Annotated in this window: 21 protein-coding genes and 2 pseudogenes; 11 read left to right on the top strand and 12 right to left on the bottom strand. The window is 67.3% G+C overall.

Annotated elements, in window-relative coordinates; translation table 11 throughout:
- Positions 1 to 13 precede the first annotated feature (13 nt).
- From clpK to MW290_RS01815, 8 genes and pseudogenes are all read left to right on the top strand, one after another.
- Positions 14 to 2,863: a heat shock survival AAA family ATPase ClpK gene (gene clpK, locus MW290_RS01850; protein ID WP_250195631.1), complete on the top strand. Its 2,850-nt coding sequence runs from the start codon at positions 14 to 16 to the stop codon at positions 2,861 to 2,863.
- A 17-nt stretch (positions 2,864 to 2,880) separates the two neighbouring features.
- On the top strand, positions 2,881 to 4,311 hold the full coding sequence (gene cls / locus MW290_RS01845) for a cardiolipin synthase (RefSeq protein ID WP_250195630.1): 1,431 nt from the start codon (positions 2,881 to 2,883) through the stop codon (positions 4,309 to 4,311).
- Between the two features lie 27 nt (positions 4,312 to 4,338).
- Complete coding sequence (ftsH, locus tag MW290_RS01840) at positions 4,339 to 6,219, top strand: ATP-dependent zinc metalloprotease FtsH (protein WP_173806315.1); 1,881 nt, start codon at positions 4,339 to 4,341, stop codon at positions 6,217 to 6,219.
- On the top strand, positions 6,216 to 6,656 hold the full coding sequence (gene trx-GI, locus MW290_RS01835; RefSeq protein WP_104301916.1) for a heat resistance system thioredoxin Trx-GI: 441 nt from the start codon (positions 6,216 to 6,218) through the stop codon (positions 6,654 to 6,656). The genes ftsH and trx-GI overlap by 4 nt, the downstream gene beginning before the upstream one ends.
- Before the next feature lie 3 nt (positions 6,657 to 6,659).
- Entirely contained in the window at positions 6,660 to 6,902 is a 243-nt protein-coding gene (locus MW290_RS01830; RefSeq protein ID WP_250195629.1) for a hypothetical protein, read from the top strand.
- Positions 6,899 to 7,396, top strand: a complete 498-nt coding sequence (locus MW290_RS01825; RefSeq protein ID WP_250195628.1) for a phosphate-starvation-inducible PsiE family protein — start codon at positions 6,899 to 6,901, stop codon at positions 7,394 to 7,396. Before MW290_RS01830 ends, MW290_RS01825 begins: the two co-directional genes overlap by 4 nt.
- Positions 7,374 to 8,339 (top strand): annotated as a pseudogene (locus MW290_RS01820) (zinc metalloprotease HtpX). Before MW290_RS01825 ends, MW290_RS01820 begins: the two are co-directional and overlap by 23 nt.
- A gap of 24 nt (positions 8,340 to 8,363) precedes the next feature.
- Entirely contained in the window at positions 8,364 to 9,515 is a 1,152-nt protein-coding gene (locus MW290_RS01815) for a S1C family serine protease (RefSeq protein WP_250195627.1), read from the top strand.
- A gap of 18 nt (positions 9,516 to 9,533) precedes the next feature.
- Here MW290_RS01815 and MW290_RS01810 read toward each other — a convergent pair whose 3' ends face one another.
- The 9 genes from MW290_RS01810 to MW290_RS01770 all read right to left on the bottom strand — a co-directional run bounded on the left by MW290_RS01810 (position 9,534) and on the right by MW290_RS01770 (position 16,082).
- Positions 9,534 to 9,938 carry a lysozyme gene (locus tag MW290_RS01810; protein ID WP_240189582.1) on the bottom strand — a complete coding sequence of 135 codons (405 nt, stop codon included), beginning with the start codon at positions 9,936 to 9,938 and terminating at the stop codon, positions 9,534 to 9,536.
- Positions 9,939 to 9,954: 16 nt separating this feature from the next.
- Positions 9,955 to 10,335, bottom strand: coding sequence for a conjugal transfer protein TraG N-terminal domain-containing protein (locus tag MW290_RS01805; protein ID WP_240668587.1), 381 nt, complete (start codon positions 10,333 to 10,335; stop codon positions 9,955 to 9,957).
- A 76-nt stretch (positions 10,336 to 10,411) separates the two neighbouring features.
- The gene (locus MW290_RS01800) at positions 10,412 to 11,866 is read right to left on the bottom strand and encodes a conjugal transfer protein TraH (protein WP_250195626.1); all 1,455 of its coding nucleotides are present in this window, start codon (positions 11,864 to 11,866) and stop codon (positions 10,412 to 10,414) included.
- A gap of 47 nt (positions 11,867 to 11,913) precedes the next feature.
- A complete protein-coding gene (gene traF / locus MW290_RS01795; protein ID WP_250195625.1) occupies positions 11,914 to 12,825 on the bottom strand; it encodes a conjugal transfer protein TraF in 912 nt (303 codons plus the stop codon).
- Complete coding sequence (locus tag MW290_RS01790; protein WP_250195624.1) at positions 12,822 to 13,235, bottom strand: hypothetical protein; 414 nt, start codon at positions 13,233 to 13,235, stop codon at positions 12,822 to 12,824. The genes traF and MW290_RS01790 overlap by 4 nt, the downstream gene beginning before the upstream one ends.
- Positions 13,232 to 14,623, bottom strand: coding sequence for an ATP-binding protein (locus tag MW290_RS01785; RefSeq protein WP_250195623.1), 1,392 nt, complete (start codon positions 14,621 to 14,623; stop codon positions 13,232 to 13,234). The genes MW290_RS01790 and MW290_RS01785 overlap by 4 nt, the downstream gene beginning before the upstream one ends.
- Before the next feature lie 108 nt (positions 14,624 to 14,731).
- Entirely contained in the window at positions 14,732 to 15,073 is a 342-nt protein-coding gene (locus tag MW290_RS01780; protein ID WP_250195622.1) for a hypothetical protein, read from the bottom strand.
- A gap of 11 nt (positions 15,074 to 15,084) precedes the next feature.
- The gene (locus MW290_RS01775) at positions 15,085 to 15,360 is read right to left on the bottom strand and encodes a hypothetical protein (protein WP_250195621.1); all 276 of its coding nucleotides are present in this window, start codon (positions 15,358 to 15,360) and stop codon (positions 15,085 to 15,087) included.
- Between the two features lie 92 nt (positions 15,361 to 15,452).
- Positions 15,453 to 16,082: a hypothetical protein gene (locus MW290_RS01770; RefSeq protein ID WP_250195620.1), complete on the bottom strand. Its 630-nt coding sequence runs from the start codon at positions 16,080 to 16,082 to the stop codon at positions 15,453 to 15,455.
- Between the two features lie 702 nt (positions 16,083 to 16,784).
- Here MW290_RS01770 and MW290_RS01765 point away from each other — a divergent pair.
- The 3 genes and pseudogenes from MW290_RS01765 to MW290_RS01755 form a co-directional block, all read left to right on the top strand.
- Positions 16,785 to 17,555: a DUF1845 domain-containing protein gene (locus MW290_RS01765; protein ID WP_250195619.1), complete on the top strand. Its 771-nt coding sequence runs from the start codon at positions 16,785 to 16,787 to the stop codon at positions 17,553 to 17,555.
- 595 nt (positions 17,556 to 18,150) lie between these two features.
- Positions 18,151 to 18,402, top strand: a complete 252-nt coding sequence (locus MW290_RS01760; protein ID WP_250195618.1) for a helix-turn-helix transcriptional regulator — start codon at positions 18,151 to 18,153, stop codon at positions 18,400 to 18,402.
- A 460-nt stretch (positions 18,403 to 18,862) separates the two neighbouring features.
- Positions 18,863 to 19,135, top strand: a pseudogene (locus MW290_RS01755) (P-loop NTPase family protein); the annotation flags it as partial.
- A gap of 38 nt (positions 19,136 to 19,173) precedes the next feature.
- Here the strand turns inward: MW290_RS01755 and MW290_RS01750 are convergent.
- The 3 genes from MW290_RS01750 to MW290_RS01740 form a co-directional block, all read right to left on the bottom strand.
- The gene (locus MW290_RS01750) at positions 19,174 to 19,392 is read right to left on the bottom strand and encodes a hypothetical protein (RefSeq protein ID WP_157548538.1); all 219 of its coding nucleotides are present in this window, start codon (positions 19,390 to 19,392) and stop codon (positions 19,174 to 19,176) included.
- Between the two features lie 101 nt (positions 19,393 to 19,493).
- Entirely contained in the window at positions 19,494 to 19,916 is a 423-nt protein-coding gene (locus MW290_RS01745) for a hypothetical protein (RefSeq protein WP_054018386.1), read from the bottom strand.
- The gene (locus MW290_RS01740) at positions 19,909 to 21,804 is read right to left on the bottom strand and encodes a site-specific integrase (protein ID WP_250195617.1); all 1,896 of its coding nucleotides are present in this window, start codon (positions 21,802 to 21,804) and stop codon (positions 19,909 to 19,911) included. The genes MW290_RS01745 and MW290_RS01740 overlap by 8 nt, the downstream gene beginning before the upstream one ends.
- Between the last annotated feature and the right edge of the window lie 14 nt (positions 21,805 to 21,818).

Genomic DNA, 21,818 nt, shown 5'->3' with positions numbered 1-21,818 from the left:
CAGGAGCATCAGCATGGCCAGAAAACAATGCCAAGTCTGCGGCCAGCCCGCCACGGTGCGGGTGGAAGCCAATCTCAATGGTCGCCACAGCACCATGCTGTTGTGTGACGATCACTATCGCCAACTGGTGCGCCAGCAAAAGCGCACCGTCTCACCGCTGGAAGCCTTGTTCGGCTCGCGCAGCGGGCTGTTCGAAGACTTCCTTGGCAGCGACTTCTTCCGCATCGGTGACGACGCACCGTCCATGGCGGCCGATACCGACGAGGTCGTCGATGCCTCGTTCGGCGAACCCGCCCCGGCCGGTACGGGCACCGCGCGCCGTCGCGGCAGTGGGCTCGCCAGCCGTATCAGCGAACAGTCCGAGGCCCTATTGCAGGAGGCCGCCCGACACGCTGCAGAGTTCGGGCGCGCCGAAGTCGATACCGAACACCTGCTGCTGGCGCTATCCGACAGCGACGTGGTCAAGACCATCCTGGGGCAGTTCAAGATCAAGGTCGATGACCTTAAGCGCCAGATCGAATCCGAAGCCAAGCGCGGCGATAAGCCGTTCGAGGGCGAGATCGGCGTGTCGCCCCGGGTCAAGGACGCGCTCAGCCGTGCTTTCGTGGCCTCCAACGAACTCGGCCACTCTTATGTCGGGCCGGAGCATTTCCTGATCGGGCTCGCCGAGGAAGGCGAAGGTTTGGCGGCCAACCTGCTGCGCCGTTACGGCCTCACGCCGCAAGCGCTGCGCCAGCAGGTAAGCAAGGTGGTCGGCAAAGGGGCCGAGGATGGCCGCGCCGAGACGCCGACCAACACGCCGGAACTCGACAAGTATTCGCGCGACCTCACCAAGATGGCGCGCGAGGGCAAGCTCGATCCGGTCATCGGTCGCGCGCAGGAGATCGAGACGACCATCGAAGTGCTGGCCCGGCGCAAGAAGAACAACCCTGTGCTGATCGGCGAGCCCGGCGTCGGCAAGACCGCCATCGTCGAAGGGTTGGCGCAGCGCATGGTGGCCGGCGAAGTGCCTGAGACGCTGCGCGACAAGCGCCTGGTGGAACTCAACATCAATGCCATGGTGGCTGGCGCCAAGTACCGGGGCGAGTTCGAGGAGCGCGTGCAGAAGGTGCTCAAGGAAGTGACCGAGCACCAGGGCGAGCTGATTCTCTTCATCGACGAGGTGCACACCATCGTCGGTGCAGGCCAGGGTGGCGGCGAAGGCGGGCTGGACGTGGCCAACGTGTTCAAGCCGATGATGGCGCGCGGCGAACTGAACCTGATCGGCGCCACGACGCTCAACGAGTACCAGAAGTACATCGAGAAGGACGCCGCACTGGAGCGTCGCTTCCAGCCGGTGATGGTGCCCGAGCCGACGGTAGCGCAGACCATGATGATCCTGCGCGGCCTGCGCGACACCTTCGAGGCGCACCACAAGGTCAGCATCACCGAGGATGCGATCATCGCCGCCGCCGAGTTGTCGGACCGCTACATCACCGCGCGCTTTTTGCCTGACAAGGCCATCGACCTGCTCGACCAGGCGGCCGCACGCGTGAAGCTGTCGGCCACGGCCCGCCCGGTGGCGGTGCAAGAGCTGGAGTCCGAACTGCACCAGCTGCGGCGTGAGCAGGACTATGTGGCCTCGCGCAAGCAGTACGACAAGGCCGCCGAGCTGGGCAAGCACATCGAGGCCAAAGAGGCCGAACTCAAGAAGCTTGTCGAGGAATGGGAACGCGAGCGCGCCTCGGGCAGTGCCGAAGTCAAAGCCGAGCATGTCGCGCAGATCGTCTCGCGCCTGACCGGCATTCCGGTCAACGAGCTGACGGTGGAAGAACGCGAGAAGCTGCTGCATCTGGAGCAGCGGCTGCACGAGCGCCTCGTGGGCCAGGACGAAGCGGTGCGCGCGGTGGCCGATGCCGTGCGGTTGTCGCGCGCGGGCCTGCGCGAAGGCAGCAAGCCGGTGGCGACTTTTCTGTTCCTCGGGCCGACCGGCGTGGGCAAGACCGAGCTCGCCAAGGCGCTGGCCGAGTCCATCTATGGCGATGAAGGTGCGCTGCTGCGCATCGACATGTCCGAGTACGGGGAACGCCATACCGTGGCACGCCTGGTGGGGGCGCCTCCGGGTTACGTCGGCTACGACGAGGGTGGCCAGCTCACCGAGAAGGTGCGGCGCAAACCCTACAGCGTGTTGCTGCTGGACGAGATCGAGAAGGCTCACCCCGACGTCTACAACATCCTGCTGCAGGTGTTCGACGACGGGCGGCTCACCGACGGCAAGGGCCGGGTGGTGGATTTCACCAATACCATCATCATCGCCACCTCGAACTTGGGCTCGGACATCATCCAGCGTCGGCTGAAGGCCCGTGGCGCCGCCGGCGAGGAATACGAGAAGACCAAGGGCGAGGTGATGGACGTGCTGCGCGGACACTTCCGCCCCGAGTTCCTCAACCGCATCGACGAGATCATCGTCTTCCATGCGCTGGGCAAGGAGGAGATCCGCCATATCGTCGGCCTGCAGCTCGATCGTGTGGCCCGCAACGCCGCCAGCCAGGGCGTGACGCTGACCTTCGATCAGACCTTGATCGATCACTTCGCGGAGGAAGGCTACAAGCCCGAGTTCGGCGCGCGTGAGCTCAAGCGGCTGATCCGCAGCGAGCTGGAAACTGCTCTGGCGCGCGAGATGCTGGGTGGCGGTATCGGCAAGGCCGATCACGCCAGCGCCCGCTGGGACGACAAGGCCGAACGGGTGGTCTTCGAGCGCCAGGAGCCACCCGCGAGGCCGGCCGAGCCTGAGAAGCCCGATGCCGCGAACGTGGCCGAGACGCCGCCGAGCGACGCGAGCAAGCCTGCGCGCAAGAAGAAGTCAGCGGGCGGCGAATCTTGAGTCATGGGGAGGCTGTCGTGTCCGACCCCAACGGGCTGACATGGGCAGCCACCCTCGTGTCGCTGGCGGTCGCTATCCCCACAGCGGGGCACGCGGTCATCTACAAGCGTGACCCTCGATCGGCCACGCTGTGGGTGCTGCTGATCGCGCTGTTGCCGCTGGGCGGTTCGCTGCTGTATGGGCTGTTCGGCATCAACCGTTACCAGCGGCGGGCGCGGCGGCTGTTTCCGGGGGCAGATCCTGCTGTTCGGCAGGACCTCGCGCCTACGATGCCCCAGGCCGTATCGGCGCCGTTTGCCGGCCTGGCGCACCTGGTGGGACGTGCCACCGGCCAGTCGCTGACCAGCGGCAACCGCATCGAGCCGCTCGTCGATGGCGAGCAGGCCTACCCGGCCATGCTCGCTGCCATCGAGTCGGCGCGGCACAGCGTCGCGCTGGCTTCGTACATCTTCGACAGCCAAGGCATCGGGGCGCAGTTCGTCGATGCGCTGCGCCGGGCTCATGAGCGCGGCGTGCAAGTGCGGGTGCTGATCGACGACGTCTATGCCCGCTGGAGGCCCCGCAGCGCCTACCGCGCCTTGCAACGCGCCGGCGTTCCGGCGGCGACGTTCAACCCGACGTTGATTCCCGCGCGCCTGCATGCCGCGCATCTGCGCAATCACCGCAAGCTGCTGGTGATCGATGGCGAGACGGGTTTCACTGGCGGCATGAACATCTTCAGCCCGTATTGGCGGCCCGATGCGCCGGAGCAGGCCTGTCACGATTTGCACTTTCGTCTGCGCGGGCCGGTGGTTGCGCATCTGATGCGGTGCTTCACCGATGATTGGTGCGATACCACGGGCGAGCGGCTCAGCAAGGGTTTCTGGGGCGAACCGCCCGCAACGGCTGATGCGCAAGGAACCTCTTGGGCGCGCGGCATCGAGGCCGGTCCCGATGAGGCCCTGGACAGGATGCGCTGGACCTTCATGGGCGCTTTGAGCGCGGCGAAGCATTCGGTGCGCATCTGGACACCTTACTTCGTGCCCGATCAGCCGATGATCGCGGCGCTGAGCACGGCCGCGTTGCGCGGCGTGCGCGTCGAGGTGCTGACGCCCGCAAACGGCGACCATCCCACGGTGCAATGGGCCGCGCGCGCCCACTACTGGCAGGTGCTGGAGCACGGTGTACGCATCTTCGAACGGCCTGGCCCGTTCGACCACAGCAAGCTGATGCTGATAGACGGCCAGTGGTGCTGCCTGGGTTCGGCCAATTGGGATGCGCGCAGCCTGCGCCTCAACTTCGAGTTCAATGTGGAGGTGTACGACACCGCGCTGTCTACGCGGCTGGAATCCCTTTTTGATGCCGCCCGTGATGCATCGAACGAGATATCGGCCATGGCGTTACGCGCCCGCCCGCTGGCCATCCGCTTGCGCGACGGGGTGGCCCGTCTGTTCACCCCCATTCTCTAGCGACACGACTTGCGAGGAACATTGCCCATGGAAAAGAAAGATCAATGGAACATTGGCTACTGGATCGTCGCCGGCCTGTTGCTGCTGACGCTGCAGAACTACTGGCAGGCGGCCAAGACTGTCGAGCCCGTGCCCTACAGCGAATTCGAGAAGGCGCTGGCCGAGGGGCGCGTCGCCGAAGTGCTGGTGTCGGACCGCACGGTCACCGGGCGCCTGAAGTCGCCGGACAGCCGGGGCAAGACCACCATCGTGGCCACCCGCGTCGAACCCGACCTGGCCGAGCAGCTGTCGAAATACGATGTGTCCTACGCGCGAGTGGTGGAAAGCACCTGGCTGCGGGATGTGCTCTCCTGGATTCTGCCGGCCGTGGCTTTCTTCGGCGTCTGGTTCTTCCTGTTCCGCCGCTTCGCCGAGAAGCAGGGCATCGGTGGTTTCATGAGCATCGGCAAGAGTCGCGCCAAGGTGTTCATGGAGAAGAACACGGGCGTCACCTTCGCCGATGTCGCGGGCGTCGATGAAGCCAAGGCCGAACTGGTCGAGATCGTCGACTTCCTGAAGCACCCGCAGGACTACGGTCGTCTCGGGGCGCGCATCCCGAAAGGTGTGCTGCTGGTGGGGCCGCCCGGCACCGGCAAGACACTGCTCGCCAAAGCCGTCGCGGGCGAAGCTGGGGTGCCATTCTTTTCCATCTCCGGCTCGGAGTTCGTCGAGATGTTCGTCGGCGTGGGGGCGGCGCGCGTGCGCGACCTGTTCGAGCAGGCCCGCGCGCAGGCGCCGGCCATCATCTTCATCGACGAACTCGACGCGCTGGGCCGTGCGCGCGGCGTAGGAGGCCCCATCGGCGGCCACGACGAGCGCGAGCAAACTCTCAACCAGCTCCTGACCGAGATGGATGGTTTCGACAGTTCAGTGGGGCTCATCATTCTCGCCGCCACCAACCGGCCTGAAATTCTCGATCAGGCGCTTTTGCGCGCCGGTCGCTTCGACCGCCAGGTGCTGGTGGACCGTCCCGATAAGAAAGGCCGTCTCGATATCCTGAAGGTGCACGTCAAGAAGGTTACCCTGGCCAGTGATGTCGATCTCGAACAAGTCGCGGCGTTGACGACCGGCTTTTCGGGTGCAGACCTCGCGAACCTGGTCAACGAGGCCGCGCTGGCCGCGACCCGGCGCAAAGCGTCCGCCGTGGAGTTGCAGGATTTCACCGCCGCCATCGAGCGCATCGTGGCGGGCCTGGAGAAGAAGAACCGAGTGCTCAATCCCAAGGAGCGGGAAACCGTGGCCTATCACGAGATGGGCCATGCGCTGGTGGCGCTGGCGCTGCCCGGCACCGACCCCGTGCACAAGATCTCGATCATCCCGCGCGGCATCGGCGCGCTGGGCTACACGCTGCAACGCCCCACCGAAGACCGCTTCCTGATGACGCGCGCCGATCTGGAACACAAGATCGCCGTGCTGCTGGGCGGTCGTGCGGCCGAGAAGCTCGTGTTCGGCGAGCTGTCCACCGGGGCTGCCGATGACCTCACACGGGCCACCGACATTGCCCGCGACATGATCACCCGCTTTGGCATGGACGAAGGACTGGGCTACATCGCCTTCGAGGCGCAGCGGCCACGCTTTCTCGATACACCGGAACTGGCCCACGGCGGCTGCCGGGTGGCCGAATCGACCCAGGCGCGCATCGATCAGGCCATCCGCGACATCGTGATGGGCGTGTTCGAGCGCGCCTACCGGATCCTCGACACCAACCGCGCGGTGCTGGAGCGCTGCGCGCGCGAACTGCTGGCGCGGGAAACCCTGGACGAAAACGACATCCGTCAGCTGACCCAGGGGCTGAAGTCCGAATCCCGCGAGTCGGCGCCCCCCCAGTCCGAAACCTCACTCTCTACATCCCAAGGGGCCACACCATGAGCGAACACCTTCACATCGTCTGCCCGCATTGCCAGTCCATCAACCGTGTGCCGGCCGCCAAGCTCGCGGATCAACCTAACTGTGGCCGCTGCCAGCAGCCCTTGTTCACGGGCGAGCCCATCGAGTTGACCACGGCGACATTCGGGCGCCACGTGGAGCGCAGCGATCTTCCTTTGCTTGTCGATTTCTGGGCGCCGTGGTGCGGGCCTTGCAAGATGATGGCACCGCAGTTTCAGCAAGCGGCGCGCCAGCTCGAACCCAGTATCAGGCTGGCGAAGGTGAACACCGAGGCTGAGCCCCACCTGGCCGCGCAGTTCGGTATCCGCAGCATTCCGACGCTGGCCCTGTTCCAAGGTGGGCGGGAGATTGGGCGTCAGGCGGGCGCCATGGGCGCGCAGGACATCGTGCGCTGGGCGACGGCGCAGGTTGGGCGCTGATCGATGCTGGGCCTGCTGAGCGTCACGCTGATATTGCTAGCGGGGTGCAGTGTGGCGGCCGTGATGCCGGCTGCGTTCGGAGTGCCCACCTTGCTGGGTTATCAGCAGTCCTTTGCCGCAGCCCTTGGGCTGACGGACCAGGCAATGTCGGCGCTGGACATGCCGGCCGAGATAGTCGAACGAAGCATCAGTGCAATGCGCCATCGTCCCGACAGCGGCAATTTCGCAGGGAGTCCATCTTCATGAAATCAACACGCCTCAACCCATTTCAGGTCTTGCGTGACCAGTGGGCCATCATGAGTTTTTACGAGCGCTTTGAGTGGGTCATCGCGCTCGTGCTGTCGGCGGTGATTGCCGTCATCATCGTGGTGTCGCTTCTCCAGCTCATCTCTATCGTATTCACGCTGCTGGTCCTCGATGCCTTCAATCCCCTGGACCACAAGGTGTTCCAGAGCGTGTTCGGCATGATCATGACACTTTTGATTGCGATGGAGTTCAAGCATTCCATCGTGCGCGTGGCGCTGCGTCGGGACACCATCATCCAGGTCAAGACCGTGATCCTCATCGGCCTGATCGCGCTGGCACGCAAGTTCGTGGTCCTCGACCCCGACACGAGTCCCGCCAAAATCGCCGCGCTGGCAGGCGCCACACTTGCGCTTGGTACCACTTACTGGCTGCTGCGCGATCGCGACGACCGCGTCGCCGAGAGATCTGGGCATGAATCGTCATCATCCCAGTGACCTGCGCGCTGCGTGGTTGCAACATCGCTGGCTCAACCGCCTGCAGACCGGGCTGCTGGCCCTGACCCTGGTCGGGATCGCGTCCGCTGCGGGGAGCCTGCTGTTCGGCGAAGGCGGCTCTTGGCTCGCGCTGTCTGCAGTTGCAGGCGCGCTGCTGCTGGAGCCGGCAGCAGCGTCGGCGCTGACCCTGCGCCTGTATCGCGCACGGGCACTGCACCCGCACGAAGCCCCCGAGATTTGGGCCATGTTGCGCGAACTGTCCGCCCGTGCCGGTTTGTCCGCCACGCCGGTGCCGCACTACGTGCCCAGTGCCGTCGTCAACGCCTTCGCTATCGGCTCGAAGCAGCATGCATCGATCGCCCTCACCGATGGCCTGCTGCGCAACCTGAGTTCGCGCGAACTGGCGGGTGTGCTCGCGCACGAGGTCGCGCACATCGCCAATGAGGATCTGCGTGTCATGGGGCCGGCGGATTCCGTCAGTCGCCTCACGAGCCTGCTGGCGATGGTCGGATAGATCACTATTGTGTTCAGCTTGCCCGCACTGCTGGCCGGCGCGGTGGCGGTCAATTGGCCTGGACTGCTTCTGCTGGCCGCCTCGCCCCAGCTGGCCCTGCTCGCACAGCTCGGCTTGTCTCGCGTGCGTGAGTTCGACGCTGACCGCCTCGCTGCGGAACTGACTGGCGACCCGCAGGGGCTTGCGTCCGCGCTGGCGAAAATCGAGCGGGTCAGCCGCTCCTGGCGCGCCTGGTTGTGGCCGGGATGGGGCAATCCCGAACCCTCCTGGTTGCGCACGCATCCGGCCACGCAAGAACGCATCTCACGCCTACTGACGTTGGCGCCTGGGCCAGCATCAGCGTTGCCACTCCACGCGCCCCATTTCTTGCCGGAATCCGCTTTGACGCCGCGCCCACCGCGCTGGCGCCCGAGCGGGCTGTGGCGCTGATTGCCTATCAACAGGAGACTTCTCATGGCCTACCCCGACCCGTACCAACGTCCCGCGCCGGACCACTTCGTCCGGCGCTGGCTCTTCATCACCGCCTGTATTGCCGCGCTCATGCTGCTGTGGCAGTTCCTGCCCGCCATCGAGGCCTGGTTCAGTCCGCGCGAGGCGGCAGAACGCACTGTGACGGCGCGTGGCGATCTGGCGGCGGACGAGAAAGCCACCATCGAACTGTTCGAGAAATCGCGCGCCTCGGTGGTCTACATCACTACCGCACAATTGGTACGCGATGTCTGGACGCGCAACGTCTTCTCCGTGCCGCGCGGCACTGGCTCGGGCTTCATCTGGGACGACGCCGGCCACGTCGTCACCAACTTCCACGTCATCCAGGGCGCGTCCGAAGCCACCGTCAAACTCGCCGATGGCCGCGACTACCAGGCCGCGCTGGTGGGGGCCAGCCCAGCACACGACATCGCCGTACTCAAGATCGGCGTCGGCTTCAAACGCCCGCCTGCCGTGCCGGTCGGCACCAGCGCCGACCTCAAGGTGGGACAGAAGGTGTTTGCTATCGGCAACCCCTTTGGCCTGGACTGGACGCTCACCACCGGCATCGTCTCCGCGCTCGACCGCTCGTTACCGGGAGAAGCGGGCGGCCCGGCCATTGATCACCTGGTTCAGACCGACGCCGCCATTAACCCCGGCAACTCGGGCGGCCCCCTGCTCGATTCGGCCGGTCGGCTTATCGGCATCAACACGGCGATCTACAGCCCCTCCGGCGCCTCGGCCGGGATCGGTTTTGCCGTGCCGGTGGACACCGTCATGCGGGTAGTGCCGCAACTCATCAAGACCGGCAAATACATCCGCCCGGCGCTTGGCATCGAGGTGGACGAACAGCTCAATCAGCGCCTGCTTGCGCTGACGGGAAGCAAGGGCGTGTTCGTGCTGCGTGTCACCCCCGGCTCGGCAGCGCACAAAGCCGGGCTCGATGGGGTCGAGATTACCCCACAAGGCATCGTGCCCGGCGACCGCATCGTTCGCATCGACGGCACGGCGATCGACGATGTGGCCAAGCTGCTCGCCCGGCTCGACGACAGGAAGGTCGGCGATGTCGTAGTCTTGTCCGTGGAGCGGGCCGGCAAATCGCGAGAGGTGCAGGTGGAGTTGCAGCCCGGGATTTGATTCAGTTGAATCTCTGGTTCATGCGGCGTTGAGCAGCCAAGCGGCTTCAGCCTCACGCCGTGTGACCAGTCCCGGCAGTACTTTTCCACCGCTATAGACCCATCGCCGCAGTTCCTGCCCAGCAGAAGACCAGTCCCGCTGGTTAATGCGCCGTCGCAGCGTCGACGTCTGCAACCGCCCCGCGCCAAGGTTGAACGTGAAGTCAACGATGGCCGCGAGCCGCGCCTCCGGCTCAGTGGCCAGTACCGGGCAGTAGCGCAGCGTCGCCGTCAGTGCCGTCTGCAGATCGCGCGCCAGATAGACCTCGGCTTCTGCCTCCGTGATCGGCGGATGCTTGGGGTCGCAGAGATGGCCGTACCCAATCGTCCAGAACCCTGCCGGGCAGATGTAGGGGACGGCAGTGATCTCGATTCCGCGTTTCACCTTACGCTCGAATCCCTCAAAGCGCTTGGCCAGCTCGATAGCTCTCGAACAGGCCCGTGAGCGTGTGCCCGACCGTGCTGGTGACGCTGCCGAGGAAGGCCACGCCGAACGGGACGTTGGCCACCACCTTCACGGCGGATCCGCCGGTCTTGTCGACGACGCCCACGGTCACCCGCGGCACGATGAGGACGGAGAACACCAGCAGCACGGTGGCCAGCCACTTCCAGCCCTGCAGCTTCTCGGGCGCGAAGGCGTAGGCCACCAGCGCCGCGATGAACCCGCAGAAGGCCACGGCGGCGACTGCCGCCATGTAGTCGCCCGAGCCGTGGATGGCTGCCGCAGCGTTGAAGATGCCGAACAGGCTGTCGGCGTTCTGGTAGGCGTAGATCTCCCACATGCGTCGCTCCTGGGGACTGGCCCGCCTCGGGTTGCTTGCGCTGCGCCCGCGGAAGAAGGGCCTGCCGACCGCCGTGTCAGCGGGCCTGGAAGGCCGCCTGCTGCCCCAGCATGTCCATCACGTGCTGGGGCATGCTCGAACGCAGCTGCCGTTCGAGCTGCTCCAGGTGGCTGGATACCGCCCGGAACGAGCCGACCTTCTGGTACAGCAGGTTCTTCTCCTGCGACAACTGCAGCAGCATGGCCTGGGCCCGCTGCCTCACCAGGTTGGCGCGATCCCGCTGGGTCTGCTGCAGCGTGTAGTCCTTGTCGAGGGCTGCCATGCCCACGCGCAGGTTGCGCTCCAGGAAGACGTAGGCGTAGTCGGCCGCGATCACGTCGCGGTACTGCGCGATCAGGCTGTCGGACAGCCCGGAACCGGGGATCGTCGCGCCGATCGAGAGCATCTTGTAGACCGGCTCGGTGGTCTGATTGACGAAGCCGACCTCGGCCGAGTTGTTCGGGATCGCCGTGCGCGTGGCGATCTTGTCGGCGATCGAGCGCATCATGGTCTCGACACGGGCGGTGAAGGGCGTGTGGGTGTAGCTGGTGTTCAGCGTCACCACGTCGCAGTCGGTGTAGTTGTTGCACCGGAGCAGGTGCTGCGTGACGTTGGTGCCGGTGCCCGCTGCCTGGCCGTACAGCAGCTGGCTGATCGAGGTGATCGTCGGCGCCACGGGTTCGGGGTCTCTCGCCGCATCCTCGGGATAGAAGATCACCGTGCCGACGATGCTCATGATGAGCTCGCGCTCCTGGTCGTCGAGGTAGGTGCCGGTGCGCTGCAGCGCCTTCCAGGTCAGATTGCCGACGAAGGGCGCCTTGTTGCGGATGTTGGCGTCCCCTGAGGATCTGGCCGAGGCAAGGATGCCGGGGCGGTCGGTCGCGCAGCGGCGGCGCGCGGCATCCCGATCGGTCTCCAGGCCCATTTCGATGGCCAGATCGGAACAGGCCTCCTGCGAGCTGAAGCCCGCCGCCTCGGCCGCCGTGCTGACGATCGCCTTCGCGGTCTCGCAGGAGTTGATGCGCGCGTTGTTGATCCAGGTCTCCAGGCCCTTGGCCCACTTGGTCAGCCCGCCCAGCAGCGGCGAGACCGACTCCAGCGCCAGCTGGAAGGCGATGCCCGGCAGCGCGGCCGTGATGTTGCGCAGCATGTTCTTGAACTCGGCCGCCGAGATGTGCGAGAAGGAGCCGCCGAACACGTCGATGCCTCCGCAGCCGGCGCGGGCGCTCGGAAACTGGATCGCCGCGAGCTGGTAGACCTTGTTCGGTGCCCGCATGAACAGGCTGCCCCCGGTGTAGGTGTTGAAGGTCTGCCCCCGGAACGCTCCCGGTGCGGTGTAGTTCCCGATGGCGCCAAGGCTGTTGAACATGTTGTTCACTTCGGCGTTCAGGTCACCGGCCCGCAGTGGCGCGGGGCCGACGGCGAGGGCGGAGCAGCACAGGGCGACCACCACAGCGCGGTACGGGGACCGGTCGGCGTCGGTACGCTTCATCGGGGGCTCCTTTGGATTTCTGTCTGCGCCGGTGCGGGCTCACCGCCTCAGCGCGGGTGCGTCAAGCGGGCCTGGGCCTGCAGGCCGCCAGTCGCGCTCAGGAAAGGTGTGGCTGCGCTGTCGGGTGAGGCCGCGACCATCGAGATGCGTTCCACCAACTGCGCCTCGGACAGCACGCCGAAACCGATCGGGGTGATCTTTCCGGTGAAGGGTTGGGCGAGGTAGACCGCGGGAACCTGGCTCACCCGCAGCGTGGTGGCGATCCCGTTGTCCCGCCGGGCGTCCGCGAAGCCGGGGATCGGGCCACCGTCGACGCTGATCGCGACCACCTTGATGCCGTGCCGGGCCTGGAAGGCCTCGAGCGTCGGCGCGAAGGCATGGCAGTAGGGGCAGTCGCTGCGGAAGAAGAAGAACAGGACATGGTCGCGTCCCAGGGCGCTGATGGACTGGCTGCGCTGGGCCGTCTGAAGCTGGTCGAACACCTCCAGGGCCTTCGCGTTCACCGGGCGTCCCTGGAGCGTGGGGTCGAGTTCGGGGCTGGCCCATGCGATGCGCTGCGCCACGTCGGCGAAGGTGGATGCGCGCGCAACCACCTGGGCCTCCAGCTCCATGTAGCGGCGTACGTTGGCTTCGGTCGGCCGCATGATGGCGATGTGCCGGCGCTCCTCGAGGGCCTTCTGCAGGCGCTCGAACTCGACGATCTCGGGGGGCTTGGGGGGCGACCGCCGGGGTGCGGTGGCGGCGCTCGATGCCGGTGCGGGCTGCCGCGGTGCGGAAGCCGGTGGTTCGGGCGGCGGGATCTCCGGCTCCTCGTAGAAGTGCCAGCCGCGCCAGTTGTCGGACCAGTATGGCCGTCCGGGGTCCTGCGGCTGCGCAAGGACGATCGCCCCGCTGCCAAGCATGACAACGAGGCAGAGTGCGAGCCCAGCTTGGCGCGAGGCAGGGCGGCGCAGCGTCATGGGCGCCGCCTCATGTCCATCAAAACGGGCGACCGCGGCGGCTGGCCGTCGCGGCAGTAGTTGATGCCGAAGTCGATGGTCTGCCGCCGCGGTGCCTGCAAGCCGCCAGCGCCGTAGTTAGGCAGCTGCACGCCGTCTTGCCAGAAGCGCACGTTCAGGCGACTGCAGCCGGGCTGGGCGTAGCGCTTCTCGGTGCTCACGTCGATGTAGATCGGCGTCGTGGCGCTGAAGCGCTTCGAGATCGCGTCGGCGACCTCACCGACCAGGACGCCGTGGGCCTTGCCGTCGGGTGCGTCCAGGGCCGACAGCATCAGCTGCCTGGCATCGCGGACCGGCAGTCGTTCCTGAGCCATGGCAGCGCTGACGAACAAGGCGCATGCGGCGCCGACCAGAACGGTGATGGCCTTCATTGGCACTTCCCCTGGCCGTAGTAGCAGGTGGGCACGCGGCTCGCGCTGCCGGCCTGCAGCGCGTTGACGTTCGGCAGGGTCGGCACCAGCGACGCGTAGAACTCCGACAGGTCCATCGCAGCGAAGTTGAGCGTCTGCAGTTGCGCGACGGTGAAGCCGGAGCAGTCGGCGTTCTGCGCGCCGCCCCAGCCCTTGCCGCCCACCGGCGTCACGCGCTGACCCTCCTCCTCCAGGAAGCGGACGTGGCGCATCACCCAGTGGTCGGCATGCACGCCGATCCAGTCGAACACCAGCCACCCGCGGGCGCGCGCCATCATCCAGCGCGGCGCGTTCTCGTCGCCCACGGCGTCCAGGGCCACCAGCTGCACGGCACCCGACTCGATGGCCTCGCGCAAAGGCGCGGTCGGCACCGGCGTCAGGTAGTCGCGCTCGCCATGCTCAACCTGCACCGGGTAGCCCGAGACCAGGCTGAACAGATCCGCCGGCAAGGTGCCGAGGTCGTTCAGCAGGTCGAGGTGGCCCCAGCCGCGCATGACGCCGTAGTAGGTGTCGATGAAGTAGCGCGGCGGCAGCTCGGTCTTGGCGACTTCCAGCGTGCGCCGCCAGCAGGCCTTCAGCTCGGTGTCGATGCGCTGGCGCTGCACGTCCTCGTCGATCAGGCGGTCGCGGTCCGGCAGGCGCGCCATGAACTGGCGCGAGTCCAGGTGCACGACGTTCACGTCCTCGCGTGTGGACCAGGCCGGCCGCAGCACGCAGAAACCCTGCAGGAATACCCAGGTGTCGTGGGTGTACCGGCCGTCGCGCGTGCCCGCGAGGTGCACGGCGCCGATGGCGCTGGCCTGGGTGGCCAGGTGGGCCTCGGCCATGGCGCGCTGGAGCGGCTCGCCGTTGAACCACACCGGCACCGAAAACCCGGCGCACAGTTCCTCGACGCGCTGCGCAAGGTCCGGCAGGTCGACGCCGTGCAGCTCGACTCGGGTGCCTGCCACCGCGTCACCCAGGGCGCACTCCTCGACCTCGACCAGTGCCTTGGCCAGTGCGGCCGCGGTGTCGATGTCGACGCGGCGCCGGCCCGAGGCCACCACGCAGCGCGAGGCGGCGTACAGGCACTTCGAGAACCCGACGCCGAAGGGGCGCTCCTGCGTGCAGGTGTCGGCGTCCCAGCCCGACTCGTGGAAGCTGAGCAGCTTCTGGAAGTCGTCCAGGCCGTGGCCGTCGTCCTGCACGGTCAGGATCCGTGCCTGCGGATCGTGGTCGATCCGGATCAGGCGGGCGCCGGCACGGCGCGCGTTCTGCAGCAGCTCGGACACCAGGGTGAACCGGTTGCTGAAGGCATGGCGCTGGTTGCGCAGCGCGCCTTCTTCGTTGATTCGGACTTGGATCTTCATCGTTGACTCCTTCGGGGGCATCCCGATCGGGGGAAGAGCCGGCGGAAGCACCCCTGGCGGGATGCACCCGCCGGGGTGTGTGGGCCGGTCAGCGCGGATCGGTGCCCATCAGGGCGTCGTGCGGACCGGAGGGGTGAACAACTGGCCGGCGGCCTGCGCCTCAACGAGGCTGTGCTCCAGGAACTCCCAGAGCTGCAGGTGCTGGCGACTCAGGACCTCGCCGTGGTGGCCGAGGCGCTCGACCACCGGCCCGGCGACATGGCCACCGGGTTCGGTGAGCGGCTGCCAGTGGACGCGGTAGACGAGCCGGTCGGCACCGGCGATGACGAAGGTGCGGCCGGACCGACCGGTCAGCACTTCGCTCTCCTTGACGAGGTACTCGATGTCCTCGGGCGCCTGCACGGACAGCAGGCGCACGCGGCCGGGAACCAGGCGCGCATCGGTGTGCATGGCGGCTCCCCTCAGTGCCGGGTCAGCCGCATGGGCCGGTCCGACGCAGCGTCCGGGACGCAGGGCGCCTCCGGACGGGTGCCCTCGATGGGGCGAGCCACCGGCGGGTGCCCGGTGGGTCCCACTTCCGGGAGGGTGTCGTCGCCTTCGAGCGGATGGATGCAGTCGGCGCCGACCTGCGGCCGGACTTGCTCCATCAGCAGGGCGTCTTCGTAGTCCATGCGCCCGGTGATGCCGTAGGCGACGACGATCGCCAGCAGGCAGAGGGCTTCCTTGAACGTGAGCATGGTGAGTTCCTTCGAACGGATGGGCGCGTGCCGCCGCGGCCTGACCGGATCGGTCGGCGCGGCCCGAGGCACGGCGCCCGGGGTGGGCGTGATCACGCGAACAGGTCGCCCTGCACGGACATCTGCTTGAGCTGCTCGTTGATCCACTGGGGATTGCGGGTCAGCCGGGCCTCGACCCATTCGGGGTGGGTCGCCACGGCCTCGCGCACCCAGTCGGGGTAGCGGGCCAGCGTCGCGTGCAGCCAGGGCCGCAGCCCATGGCGGATGCGCTCGCGAACCTCCTCGGCGTCGACGAGTCCGCAGTACGGGATCGGCGACAGCGGGCTGCAGCCGACCACGCGCAGGCAGTTCACGAACGAGAACGGCAGGCCGTCCTTCTCGCGTTCGGTGAACACCCAGCGCAGGGTGTCGAGCTTCTCCTCCAGCGGCGTGGCCGGGTCGGCCAGGTGCCGGATCTCCTGCAGCAGGCGCCAGTGCAGCAGCACGATGTCGTCCTCGCTCCACTCGTCCACCCACTCCTCGCGGGTGCTGCCCGGTGCGCCGGTGGCGCTGTCTGCGCCGGCATCGTCCTGGAGATCCAGGCCGGCCGGGATGTCGAACGAGGCGTCGATGACGAACGGGGTCGTCGTCGAGCCGAGTCGGGCTCGGTTTGCGTCGAGGCTTGCCGTGTGTGGCGAGCCGACAGGGGCGCCGGCCTGACGGCAGGCGTTGGTGCTGTGCATCGTGGACTCCTTGGATGGGAAGGGAGACCACGTGCACCCCGTGGCGGGGGCGTGGGCCCCCATGCGGGTGACGGTTGGGTGATGTGGCCCCGGCCGCCTTGCGGGCGGAGCCTGGAACTCCAGGGCTGACAGGGTTCAGTGGCGCGCGCGAGCGCGGTGATCGGTGTCAGCGTCCGATCGGGGGGACATCGGCGAGAACGGGACGAGCCCGGGAGGCAAGGGCGCGGTCGGTGCGGCGCTCGTGTGGATGCGCTCGGCACCGGGTCGCAGCCCTTGCCTCGAAGGCCCGGCCTGAGGCGAATGCCCCGGCGTGCCTGATCGCTTGCGCGGTCCTCGGCACGGCGATGCACAGGGGCACCCGACGGAGCGACACCGCAACGGGTGTCCCCTATCGGTGGGCGTGCATCACCGCGATTCGATCGTCCCCACGGGTGCCTGTGCGACCTGCACGTGCACCCACGCGGGGGATCAGTTCAGGAAATCTCCAAGGCTTGCCGGGTCTGGATGCAGGGCCAGCTGCTGCATGGCGCAAAGGTAGGTCGCCGTTTCCGCCCGGTCAATGGGACGATGCCCGTCGCCACGCAACTGATCGCGAAAGCGCCCCGAGGTGCCGGGGCTTTCGCGTGGCAAAGGGTCGTGCACGTTCGGAAGATGCCATCGACCCCGTTGTCGACCCCGTTGTCAACACAAGGAGCCGCGGGCATGGCCAATGTCGAGATCGTGAAGGTGGACCAGGGCGGCGCCAACGCCCGCATCCTGGCCCGCGAAGCCAAGGTCGACTTCCGACGCGTCGAGGCGGCCAGCCTCAAGATCGCCACGCGGTTCAGCAGTGCCGAGGGCAAGCGGATGTTCGTTCGCATGTTCAACACCCTGCAGCTGAACATGCATTTCATCTCGGTCATCGCCCGCACCCGGCTCGACCACGACGACATCGGCAGGATCGAGACGGCGTTGCGCGGCAGGATCGATGCCGCCACCGCCAGCCTGAACGAGGCCATCGATGGCGCCGAGGCGCTGTTCAAGGCCCATGGCATCACCAGCCTGGCGTCCTACGACACGGTGCCGCTGGACGTGGACGTGCGCGTGCTGTCGTCGATCAGCCGCCGATTCCTGGAGGTGCTGGTCAAGCTCGACCAGCTGATGCCGCTGCTGCAGACGCTGGAGATCCACGAGGTGGTGTCGGCGCAGGCGGTGGACACGCAGCGTGCGGGGCTCAAGCGCCAGGTGCGCGACATCGCCAACGGCGCGCGCAGCTTCGCGACGGGCCTGCGGCGGCGCATGAACGCGCTCGATGCCCGCGCCACGTCGCCCGACGATGCCGAAGTTCCTGACGACGCGCTCGGTACCGCCGTCGGCGAAGCCGTCGATTCGACGACCACGGCACCAGACGGACCCGCAGATCCCCCACCGACAGCGGGCCGCGACGTGGAGCTGCTGCCTGCGCCAACGGCAGTCGCTGCGGTGGCGGAGTAGGCGGTGGCATTGCAGGCCGTCCGATGTCCCTCCCAAGCGGCGGCACCTACCGACGCTTGCGCGGGCAATCGGCGCGGGCGTTTTGCCCGTGAGCGGTGCGGACGCTACCGTGTGTCCAGGCCATGGGCTGCCCGCAGAGGCAAGTCGGCGCCACCGTAGCGCCGATCACCCGTTCAACGGGCGAATCGCCCGGGGCCTCCACCCGCATCGGGTGGCGTCGCAGTCGATACCTGCCTCGTCCAACGTCGGCACGCTGCCTCCGGCGTGCCGGTCAGTTCCGGCGGAACCGCCGCGCCCCGCTCGGCGACCGAACGCACCCGGTGCCGGACTCGGCCCTCCGCGGCATCGAACGCGCGGACCCGCACCGCTTGGCGGCCGGCATGCACCCCCAAGGGGGTGGCGATCGAATCACACCGAAGAGGGCCCTCGGCAGGGGCCCGCTTCGGAAGGCATCTTCATCCACCGCGCGAACGGAACGCCCGCGGTGGTCCAGGAGTCGAGCGTTCCCGGGCGGCTGGCGCGTTTCCTGACCGAGCGCCGTCGTCGCAGAGCAGGTCATGACCTTTGCCGGCTGCATGCCGATGAGAGGCCGATCATGCCCCGCGTTTCTGTTCCCGCCACCACATCGGCGGATTCCCCGGCCGCAACGCCCAGTGCTGCGCTGCCGGATACCGGCTTCCTGCGCCAGCCGCAGGTGCTGTCGTTCGTCCCCATCTCCAAGTCAACGCTGTGGCGACGCGTGCATGCGCGCACGTTTCCGGAGCCGGTGAAGCTGTCCGAGCGCGTGACCGTCTGGCGCGCCGAGGACATCCGCCGCTGGATCGAGCAGCAGGGGGTTGCGTCATGAGACACCCGGAAAGGCGTCGGACGCATCGCGCTGCACGCGGTAACGCCGCGGCAACAAGGCGGCACGTAAACGTGGGCACCTTGAAGCCGCAACGTGGTGGGGCGAGGTCTCGCCGCGGCCGCGAACGCGACAGGGCCTGGCGTGTATCGGCCGCGAAACGACTGGTCACACGGGAGTCGCAGGTTCGCGCGTTACACGTGGGGACGCCATGCATGTGGTCGGGCCGTGCGTGGTCCATGCCGTCGATATCGACGAAGCGATTGGCGCGAAGCGACCACGACGCCGCGCCCCGCCAGCGTCCGTCGGTGATTCCGTCGTCCAGGGAGTAACAACAATGGAAGACGATCCGGAAACCGCCGGCGATCGCCGGCAGACATTGCAGACGATCCAGATGCTGCGCGAGGTGATCGACGGCGATCCCTACGCGACCGTGGCGCAGCGATGGGGGCTGGTGGAGCTTTGCCTGACCCGGGCGATCGCGCTGTACCTGGCCCGAAACACGGGACGCCGATACACGACCCTGTTCACCGACGAGGCGGACGGCGCGCTGGATCCGCAGCGCAAGCGCATGTTCATGGCGATGAAGAGGGAAGTCCTGCGCCTGGGTGGCTATGAGCGTGAGTACTTCATCTCGCAGACGCCCGAGCTGACGGCGATGGCGGATGCCGTGATCGACGTCGACGCGCTGAAGGCGGATGCGTGCGATGTCGATCGCGGCGTGTCAATGGCGTAGTCGCGGTCGTGGCGCGAGCCCGGCGCCGACAGCGCTGGTCACTGCGTGCCGGACCCTGGCATGCGCGGCTGTGCGACACCGACCCGCGCACCAAGGCCCCACAGGTACGCTTGGTCGAGTATCGGCTCGCATGCCGGCTCGCTTCGGGCGAGTTCCTCCAGGGCGTGCAGCAGGTGATCGGTGACACCGGGGCGTCCGGCGATCATGGCCAGCTTGTAGAGCCGCAACAGCGCTCGCGCGAGAGCGAGGTCCGACATGAGGGCGCATGTCATCGCAGACCTCCAGCGGGGCACCTGTGCCCCTGTCCTTCGCAGCTTAGACCTTGCTCCTGTGTCAAGGTCAAGACTTGGCCCGCGGCTCAGCGGCGCATCGAAACCACCTGCGGGCCGGTGGCGCGGCGCAGCTCGGCCAGTTCTCGCTCTCGCCGTTCGAGCATGAGGTGAGCGTCCTGCCAAGCCGCGAAGTAGTGATCGACGAGCGCGGCCAACTTGCCCAACTGCTCGCGCAACTCGCGGTTCTCCTGGCGCAGCAGCTTCGCCTGACGTGCGGGGGCGCCTGACGGGCCGCGTGCGCTTCGCTGGGCCTCGTGCAGCGCCGCCAAGACCTCGGGGTGGTACCGATACAGCGCATTGCGGGAGATCCCGGCGATCTGACACAGGGTCGTCGCGGTGAGCGGCTGCACCGCGACGCCTGTGCTTGGCGTGCGAACCATGGTGGCCAACGCGTCCCGAAGCCGCTGCGCCGTGGTCCGGCTATCGGCGTCGACCTTTACCTCACGCATGGCTGTTCTCCTCGGCGCTTCCCGCGTCGAGCGTCCGAAGCAGGGCATGGGCCTCGTTCAGGCGCTCGCGGACGATGCGCAGCGTTTGCCGCGGCAGAGCGGGTTGGTTCAGCAGCGACTCGCAACGTCGCGCCTGCTCGAGCCAGTAGGTCCGATGCTGTGGCGAGACCACGAAGTTCCTGCAGCGCGCGCAGGTCGAAGGTTCGCGTCGCGCCGGGTTCGGCCCGGCGGCGTTGCCGAGGCAGGCGCTGTGTTCTTCGCGGTAGACGCAGAAACCCCAGTCGCACACGCCGAGCACCAGGCCCGCGTCGACCAGCAGGCGCGCGTAGCTCTTGAGGTCCTGCTTCAAGCGGCTGCCCCTGAAACGAGGGCGCTTGGCCACGATCTCGATGCCTGCGCGGCCGCCGAGGCCCGGTGCGGCCAGCATGTGCTCCCAAGCCGCCATGGACTGCTGCAGGATCTCGGCGTCGATCTCCTGATTGAGGCGATAGTCTGAGCCGACGTAACCGTGGTCGGTCTCCGCACGCTCGCGATGACCCAGGTGCTGGCTCAGCGCGAAGAGGCAGGTGCGGTCGCGCAGCGCCGCAAACCTGGCGAAGGTCTTGCGCCCCTGGTGGGTCGTCAGCCTCCAGGGCCGATCCTCATGGGTCAGCCCGAGTCTCGCGCCGAAGCGCTGCAACTGCGTGGCGACGCGCGACGGCGATGCGATCTCCAACTGATCCGCGCGGGCGTGAAACCACTCCGTCGCACCGTTGCCCCGGCGCCGGCGCAGCCACAGCTCATGGCGGCCCGATACCGTACGATGCTCCGCGGACAGTGCCTCGAGCACCGCAATCGCCTGAACGGCCACGGGCGGTGCGACCCATTCGTGAGGCCGGCCGTCGTATCCCGGCTGACGCTTGAAGATGCTGCCGACGATCACGGTGACCGGGGAATCGGCGCAAATACCGCCATCGTGCCGTTCCTGCACGCAGCCGGCCTTCAAGTGGAGGATCTCGCTGACCCGTGGCCCGACCAGATAGGACAGGACGACAAAACAGGCCGCGTAGAGCATGTCGATCCGCAAGACAAGCTCCGCCACCGACGCCACCGGCCGTTCGACTTCGGGCAGAGCACTGTTGGCCCGCTTCAACCTGCGCGTGGCCCGGTCGGTGTGAGCGTAGCCGCTTTGAGAGCATCCAGCGGTCGCAGTCATCGCCTGGCGGTAGGTCTCCATCGCCTGCAGGATCCGGCCGGCGTCGCGCGTGACGATGTCGACGGCGGCCTGGACCAGCGGCACGGCGACGCCGTCAGGGGTGGACGGCCACGGGCGGCGTAGACCCTCGCGATCACCGGCGGCCTGACGGTGGTTGCTGCCGGGGAACGGATCGAATTCCAGGCCGTCGTCCAGCTCCATGCGAAAGCGATGAAGGTAGGTGAACAGGTACAGATGGCGCTGCACCGTGGACGCAGACCGCAACGGTCCGCGCGCCATCGGCAGCTCGGCGAGCCAATGCTGAAACTGCAGCAAGGCTGTCGCGTCGAGCTCGGCAAATCGGCTGAGGCCCTCCTGGTCCATCCAGCGCACGAGGAATCGCAGGGAGAAGAAGTAGTTCAGGACCGAGCGCGGTCGCAGCGGCAGGCCCGTGCACAACGATCGGCACCGGATCAGCGCGACCAGTTGCTTGCAGGTCTGTCGCAGCGGCGCGTAGCGCGCGTCGGTGAAGCGGCGCCCCTCCTGCAGCGCGAAGTCCCAGGCCAGACTGACCGGCAGTTCCTCCTCGAGCGCGTTCGTCGGCGCGAAGCGCCAGACCGGATCCTCCCAGCGCGAGTCCTTCAGGAACCAAGCGCGATCGTCGGGTGCCGGTTCGATGGCGGGACGCGAAACCTGGAGTCGCGATGTCTGCATGGTCGAGCTGGTCG

It is taken from the genome of Aquincola tertiaricarbonis (assembly GCF_023573145.1).
Classification (GTDB): domain Bacteria; phylum Pseudomonadota; class Gammaproteobacteria; order Burkholderiales; family Burkholderiaceae_C; genus Aquincola; species Aquincola tertiaricarbonis_B.
The sequence above is the reverse complement of the archived record's forward strand: the minus strand, read 5'-3'. Positions and strand labels throughout refer to the sequence as shown.

What these genes read in the sequence shown, in the direction of transcription:
- MW290_RS01780 (WP_250195622.1), bottom strand. Translation starts at nt 15,073, where the DNA reads ATGCACACCGATGCGCGCCTGGTTCCCGGCCGCGTGCGCCTGCTGTCC.
- MW290_RS01785 (WP_250195623.1), bottom strand. Translation starts at nt 14,623, where the DNA reads ATGAAGATCCAAGTCCGAATCAACGAAGAAGGCGCGCTGCGCAACCAG.
- MW290_RS01750 (WP_157548538.1), bottom strand. Translation starts at nt 19,392, where the DNA reads ATGTCGGACCTCGCTCTCGCGCGAGCGCTGTTGCGGCTCTACAAGCTG.
- MW290_RS01830 (WP_250195629.1), top strand. Translation starts at nt 6,660, where the DNA reads ATGCTGGGCCTGCTGAGCGTCACGCTGATATTGCTAGCGGGGTGCAGT.
- MW290_RS01805 (WP_240668587.1), bottom strand. Translation starts at nt 10,335, where the DNA reads ATGTGGGAGATCTACGCCTACCAGAACGCCGACAGCCTGTTCGGCATC.
- MW290_RS01765 (WP_250195619.1), top strand. Translation starts at nt 16,785, where the DNA reads ATGGCCAATGTCGAGATCGTGAAGGTGGACCAGGGCGGCGCCAACGCC.
- MW290_RS01740 (WP_250195617.1), bottom strand. Translation starts at nt 21,804, where the DNA reads ATGCAGACATCGCGACTCCAGGTTTCGCGTCCCGCCATCGAACCGGCA.
- MW290_RS01800 (WP_250195626.1), bottom strand. Translation starts at nt 11,866, where the DNA reads ATGAAGCGTACCGACGCCGACCGGTCCCCGTACCGCGCTGTGGTGGTC.
- MW290_RS01815 (WP_250195627.1), top strand. Translation starts at nt 8,364, where the DNA reads ATGGCCTACCCCGACCCGTACCAACGTCCCGCGCCGGACCACTTCGTC.
- ftsH (WP_173806315.1), top strand. Translation starts at nt 4,339, where the DNA reads ATGGAAAAGAAAGATCAATGGAACATTGGCTACTGGATCGTCGCCGGC.
- MW290_RS01760 (WP_250195618.1), top strand. Translation starts at nt 18,151, where the DNA reads ATGCCCCGCGTTTCTGTTCCCGCCACCACATCGGCGGATTCCCCGGCC.
- MW290_RS01745 (WP_054018386.1), bottom strand. Translation starts at nt 19,916, where the DNA reads ATGCGTGAGGTAAAGGTCGACGCCGATAGCCGGACCACGGCGCAGCGG.
- MW290_RS01770 (WP_250195620.1), bottom strand. Translation starts at nt 16,082, where the DNA reads ATGCACAGCACCAACGCCTGCCGTCAGGCCGGCGCCCCTGTCGGCTCG.
- MW290_RS01825 (WP_250195628.1), top strand. Translation starts at nt 6,899, where the DNA reads ATGAAATCAACACGCCTCAACCCATTTCAGGTCTTGCGTGACCAGTGG.
- traF (WP_250195625.1), bottom strand. Translation starts at nt 12,825, where the DNA reads ATGACGCTGCGCCGCCCTGCCTCGCGCCAAGCTGGGCTCGCACTCTGC.
- MW290_RS01775 (WP_250195621.1), bottom strand. Translation starts at nt 15,360, where the DNA reads ATGCTCACGTTCAAGGAAGCCCTCTGCCTGCTGGCGATCGTCGTCGCC.
- clpK (WP_250195631.1), top strand. Translation starts at nt 14, where the DNA reads ATGGCCAGAAAACAATGCCAAGTCTGCGGCCAGCCCGCCACGGTGCGG.
- MW290_RS01790 (WP_250195624.1), bottom strand. Translation starts at nt 13,235, where the DNA reads ATGAAGGCCATCACCGTTCTGGTCGGCGCCGCATGCGCCTTGTTCGTC.
- trx-GI (WP_104301916.1), top strand. Translation starts at nt 6,216, where the DNA reads ATGAGCGAACACCTTCACATCGTCTGCCCGCATTGCCAGTCCATCAAC.